The 5,111-nt window shown below is 68.0% G+C and carries 4 protein-coding genes and 1 pseudogene; 4 read left to right on the top strand and 1 reads right to left on the bottom strand.

Going from position 1 to position 5,111, the window contains the following annotated elements:
- Positions 1-1,209, bottom strand: a 1,209-nt coding sequence (locus MTR62_RS19875) for an AAA family ATPase (protein ID WP_244024206.1), incomplete at its 3' end; no start/stop codon positions are given.
- A gap of 279 nt (positions 1,210-1,488) precedes the next feature.
- Between MTR62_RS19875 and MTR62_RS19870 the strand changes: the two genes are divergently transcribed.
- The 4 genes and pseudogenes from MTR62_RS19870 to MTR62_RS19855 form a co-directional block, all read left to right on the top strand.
- Positions 1,489-2,385 (top strand): prolipoprotein diacylglyceryl transferase, encoded by an 897-nt coding sequence (locus MTR62_RS19870; protein WP_244024204.1) that lies wholly within the window; start codon positions 1,489-1,491, stop codon positions 2,383-2,385.
- The gene (locus MTR62_RS19865; RefSeq protein ID WP_244024202.1) at positions 2,285-3,730 is read left to right on the top strand and encodes a radical SAM protein; all 1,446 of its coding nucleotides are present in this window, start codon (positions 2,285-2,287) and stop codon (positions 3,728-3,730) included. Before MTR62_RS19870 ends, MTR62_RS19865 begins: the two co-directional genes overlap by 101 nt.
- Positions 3,727-3,966 carry a hypothetical protein gene (locus tag MTR62_RS19860; protein WP_244024200.1) on the top strand — a complete coding sequence of 80 codons (240 nt, stop codon included), beginning with the start codon at positions 3,727-3,729 and terminating at the stop codon, positions 3,964-3,966. Before MTR62_RS19865 ends, MTR62_RS19860 begins: the two co-directional genes overlap by 4 nt.
- A gap of 494 nt (positions 3,967-4,460) precedes the next feature.
- Positions 4,461-5,111 (top strand): annotated as a pseudogene (locus tag MTR62_RS19855) (helix-turn-helix transcriptional regulator); the annotation flags it as partial.

Raw genomic sequence — 5,111 nt, 5'->3', positions numbered from 1 at the left:
GGTCTCGGGCGCGCGCTCGATCAGGTCGGCGAAGGCCGCGCCCGGCACGCCCCCTTCGTCGGCGGCCACCCGCGCCAGCATCCGCAGCGCCACGCTGCGCGGCGGGGTGTCGAGCCGGAGCACGAAGCTCATGCGCCGCACGATCGCATCATCGACATTGCCCAGCGCGTTGGTGGTCCAGATCACCGGCACCGCGTTGCTTTCGATCAGCCGGTTGACGAAGACCTTGCTGCCCGAACGCCGCGCGAACCAGTCACCGCCGGAGGGCGCGGCATCGCCGATGAAGTCCTCCATCTCGTCGAACAGCAGCAGCGCCGAGCCATCGCCGCGTGCGCCCAGCACCCGCTGCGCGAGGTGGAGCGCGTGGACCCGCTCGTAGCGGTTGGGCTCATCGCCGGCCTCGTCGGTCTCGCCCACCGCGTGGAGCGCCGCGCCCGCTTCGGCCGCCAGCACGCGCGCCAGCTCGGTCTTGCCGGTGCCCGGCGGCCCGTGGATCAGGATGTTGACGCCTCGGGCCTGCGTGCGCAGCGCCCCCGCCAGCAGCCGCACCAGAAAATCCCGGTCCGCGACATGGGCGAAGTCATCCAGTTCCAGCGCGCTGGTCTGGCGCGGCCCGGCCAGCGCGCCCACGATCGCCTCGGCATCGGGCGCCTGGCGGTCGAGCAGGTCGGTCAGCGCCCAGCGCAAGGCGATATAAGCCCCGCCCTCACGATCCGCCTCGAGCCCGACGAGGCCGAGGCGCAGCACCGCGCTGGTGCGCACCCGCGCCTCGGCCTTCTCCTCTTCAAAGCCCGCGAGCAGGCCCATCGCGCAGGCCAGATCGGTGCCGCGCGTGGTGAGGATCGCGATCAGGGCGCGCAAGTGCGGATGGCGCGCGCAGCCGATCAAGGCCTCGAGCAGACGCGCATCGCCCGCCTCCAGCCCCAGCACCCCCGCCAGCGCCCGCGCCATAGCGATCGCGTGCGAGGGGCGAGCGTCCGTGTCGCCGGAGCGTGTCTTGGCGGCATCCGCAGCGGCCTGCGCCGCCTCCACCCGCGCCAGGACCGTCGCCCAGGTGGCGTTTTTAGGCAGCTTGGTACAGGCATCGGCGGTCAGCCAGCCGAGCTTGGGCAAAGCCCATTCGCGCAGCGCCGTGCGAAAGTCGGGCGCGGCGTCGGCACCGCGCGTAAACCGGAGCAGGAGGCTCCGGGCGAACATCATTTCCGTCATTGTCTATCCGTTCCGGCCGCAAGTCCCACGCCAGAGCGCGCAACCATGCGGCAATCAATCGTGCAAGATCGCGGGAAACGTGCGCCAGCGGACTCTTCGGCCCTGCCGCCGCACCGGAACGGTGCTTAGGAGAAGGGCTGGTAACCGGCGGGCGCAGTGCCCTTGAAGGGGTTAAGAACCAGCAATGGATTTGCTCCTGTCAGGCCTGCACCACGCGTGCGGACCGTTGGGCGCTATTATGCCCGATCACGCACGATAGCAATATCTTCGGAAAATTTATTGAAACCGCCAAGTAACCTTCCGCGCTCCAGCCCGTTTCATCTTGCGCGAACAGGCCTGTTCTGCCTTAAGGAGCGGCCCGATACGGCAAGGAGGGGCGGCACCATCATCGTTATTCCGACAGCCCCCTGGGCCCACACCCTGGGCGATGGTGCGGCCTGGATCGGGGCCAGCGTCACCGCGTTCTGGCAGCATCGGCGCTGGCCGCGCGAGGCGGACGCCCTCGCACGGGTCACCACGCCGTCCTACTACGTCACCCTCGCGCTTGGCGCATTGATCGGGGCCTGGGCGGCCGGAACCGCCAATTCGCTGCGGCTGACGCTGGCCCCCTCGCACAGCGTGGCGGGCGCGCTGGTGGGCGGGATCGTTGCCGTGGAAGCGTGGAAAGTACGCCATGGCCTGCGCCGCTCGACCGGGGGCGCCTATGTCCTGCCAATGGCGGTCGGCCTGGCGATCGGACGGCTGGGCTGCCTCTTTGCAGGGCTGCCCGACCTGACCTACGGCACCCCCACGGCGCTGCCCTGGGGCGTGGACCTTGGCGATGGCATCGCGCGCCATCCGGTCGAGCTTTACGAAGCGCTGGCGATGGCGCTGTTCGCGCTCATCTACGCCCGCGCGCGGCTTGCGGGCGCAGGCTGGGTGGAGACCCATGGCTTTCACGTCTTTGCCGCCTTCTACGGCGCGCAGCGGTTCGCATGGGAATTCGCCAAGCCCTATCCAACCCTGGTGGGACCGTTCAACCTGTTCCACTTTCTCTGTCTGGGAATGATCTGTTATGGCCTCCTCTGGGTGCGACTTGGACGAAGCGGGCACCGCGCCCCACCCCCTGCCCGAACGCAAGGCGGCGCCCTACCTGTTCCACAGCCAGACGACGAGCCTGTGCGAAACCTGCCTTGAACCCGTCCCGGCCAAGGTCGTGATCGAAGGCGAGGCGGTCTACTACCTCAAGCGCTGCCGCGCGCACGGGGTGCAAAAGACGCTGATCGCCGACGATCTGGCCTACTGGCAATCGCAGAAGCTCTGGCTCAAGCCCGGCGACCGGCCGCTCACCGCGCAGACCCGCACCGAGGCGGGATGCCCGTTCGACTGCGGGCTGTGCCCCGACCACGAACAGCACAGTTGCCTCGCCATCATCGAGATCAACCAGGCCTGCAACCTGGCCTGTCCGGTGTGTTTTGCCGACGCGGCCGACCTTGGCGGCGGCCACCGCCCGCTGGCCGAGATCGAGCGGATGCTCGACGCGCTCGTCGCCAGCGAGGGCGAGCCGGACCTCGTCCAGCTTTCGGGCGGAGAGCCCACGCTCCACCCCGACTTTTTCGCCATCCTCGATGCCATCAGGCGCCGTCCGATCCGCCACGTCATGATCAACACCAACGGCCTTCGCATCGCACAGGACGCGGCCTTTGCCACAAGGCCGGCGAGCTACGCGCCCCGGCTCGAAGTCTATCTCCAGTTCGACAGCCTGGACGATACAGCGCTGATGAACCTTCGCGGCGCGCGGCTGTCGCGCCTCCGCCAGCAGGCGCTCGAACGGCTTGAGGCGCTGGGCCTTTCCACCACGCTGGTCGTCGTCGCCAAGCGCGGGGTCAACGATCACGAAATCGCCGCGATCGTGCGCCACGCGCTGACCTGGCGCTGCGTGCGCGGGGTGACGATCCAGCCCGTTCAGGACGCCGGGCGCAACGAAGGTTTCGATCCGGCGAGCCATCGCCTGCTGCTCACCCAGATTCGCCGCGAAGTCGCCAAATCGGGCGTCTTCGCCGAAAAGGACATGATCCCTCTGCCCTGCAACCCCGACCAGATCTGCATCGGCTATGGCCTGCGCGACGGCGCGGCGGTCACCCCGATCACCAGCCTGCTCCCGCGTGAGGCGATCCTCGCCGGGCCAAGCACGATCAGCTACGAAGCGCACCCCGAACTGCGCGCGCGCATCCTCGACCTGCTTTCGCTCGCAACCGCGCAGGCCAACACCGAAGACAAGCTGGCAAGCCTGCTGTGCTGCCTGCCCCAGGCGATGGTTCCCGAGGAGCTGACCTACGCCAACAGCTTTCGCGTGGTGATCCTGCAGTTCCTCGACCGCTACAACTTCGATCTCGCCACGGTAAAGCGCAGCTGCGTCCACTTCGTCACCGGCGAAGGGCAGATCATTCCCTTCGACACCTACAACACCTTCTACCGCGCAGGCGCCGAGGGCGCCCCGGTGCTGGCCCGCCATCGCGGCGCGCTGGAGACCCTGCGATGAAGGCGCTTCTGGGCGGCCTGCTCATGGCCATCGGCATCCTGATCGCGGGCGCCAGCGGGCTCTGCTCGGCCGCGCTGTTCGTCTCCGACCTGGGCAGCACCGCGCAGATGCTGCCTCTGGTGCTGCTCTTCGGCGGCATGCCCTTCCTGCTGGGCATCGGCCTCACCTTCGGCGGACGCGCGCTGATCCGCGCCGCCCGCGCGAACACCGCGATCGAGGACGACACCTTCCGCTAGTTTCGCGCAAGACCGGCCTCTCAAAACAACCATTCTGGCCGCGATCCAAACCCACGGCCACAGCGAACAGCCCGCGCGCCACCCTGCTTTCCTTTTCGAAAGCGCCCGGCCCGATGTGGAGAGCCGTATCGGTTGGGAGAAGCTCGCGAAATCCGCGGTTCCCTTTGCCCTCCCATTCTCCAGAGGAAGAGGCTGCACAGGTCACATCGGCCCTATCCTCCCGCTTGCCGGAGGGATCGGGGGTGGGCCCTTCTTCGTCGGAACGCCCCAACCAAAAATGCCCGAAAACCTCCCCCCCGGGAGATTTTCGGGCAGTGTCAAGGACTGGCTTGCACCATCCCTCGGGTCGCAGGACGACAATGTACGCAAATGCCCTCGGGCACATGCCATGATCGTGGTATTCACCCAATTGCACCTCGGTTTTGGGTGTTTTACTTGAAGTGAAACGCCAATAGGGACAGATCAGAGGCGTGGGGCACAGGGCGGGCATAGAAATGGAGGACTTGCGCGCGTTGATCGAACGCGCGCCGTTCGAAGGCGGGGGCTGGAACACGGCCCTGCGCGCGATTGCCCATGCCACCGGCTCCTCACGCACGCAGCTCATCGCGCTGGGCGAACGGCACATCACCTTCGACTGGGTGAGCGACGTGCCCGAAGGCTTCGTCGCCGCCGCCTCGCGCATCGAGATCTTCCAGCCCGACGTCAACTACCGCATCGCCGCCACCGCAGCGCCGATGGAAGTGACCTGGGAAGCGCACTACGACGCCGTGCGCGCGCGCCATACCGACGAAGGCTATCTCGACCTGGCCCGCACGTTCGATTTCGAACACGGCGCGCAAATCGTGCTGGCCAGGCAGCCAGGCACCTTCTTCGGCCTCGCCATCCTGCGCGGCGACGAGGAGGGGCGCACCAGCGAGGACGAACGCGCGGTGTTCCGCCAGCTCGCCCCGTACGTGCTGTCCGCCGTGCGCGTGCAGGAATCGATCGAACACGCCGGAAGCCACCTGCTGCACGGATCGCTCGAAGCCATGGGCACCGCCGCGATCCTGCTCGACGCGCAGGCGCGCGCCTGCTTCGTCAGCCCGCGCGCCGAGGCCCTGCTCGGCCCCGACACGCTCCAGGTCCACGCCGGCGCGGTGCGCGTG

Origin of the sequence: Novosphingobium organovorum (assembly GCF_022832435.1) — a bacterium.
Classification (GTDB): Bacteria; Pseudomonadota; Alphaproteobacteria; order Sphingomonadales; family Sphingomonadaceae; genus Novosphingobium; species Novosphingobium organovorum.
The sequence above is the reverse complement of the archived record's forward strand: the minus strand, read 5'-3'. Positions and strand labels throughout refer to the sequence as shown.

Coding starts and splice junctions, on each gene's coding strand:
- MTR62_RS19860 (WP_244024200.1), top strand. CDS start 3,727: ATGAAGGCGCTTCTGGGCGGCCTGCTCATGGCCATCGGCATCCTGATC.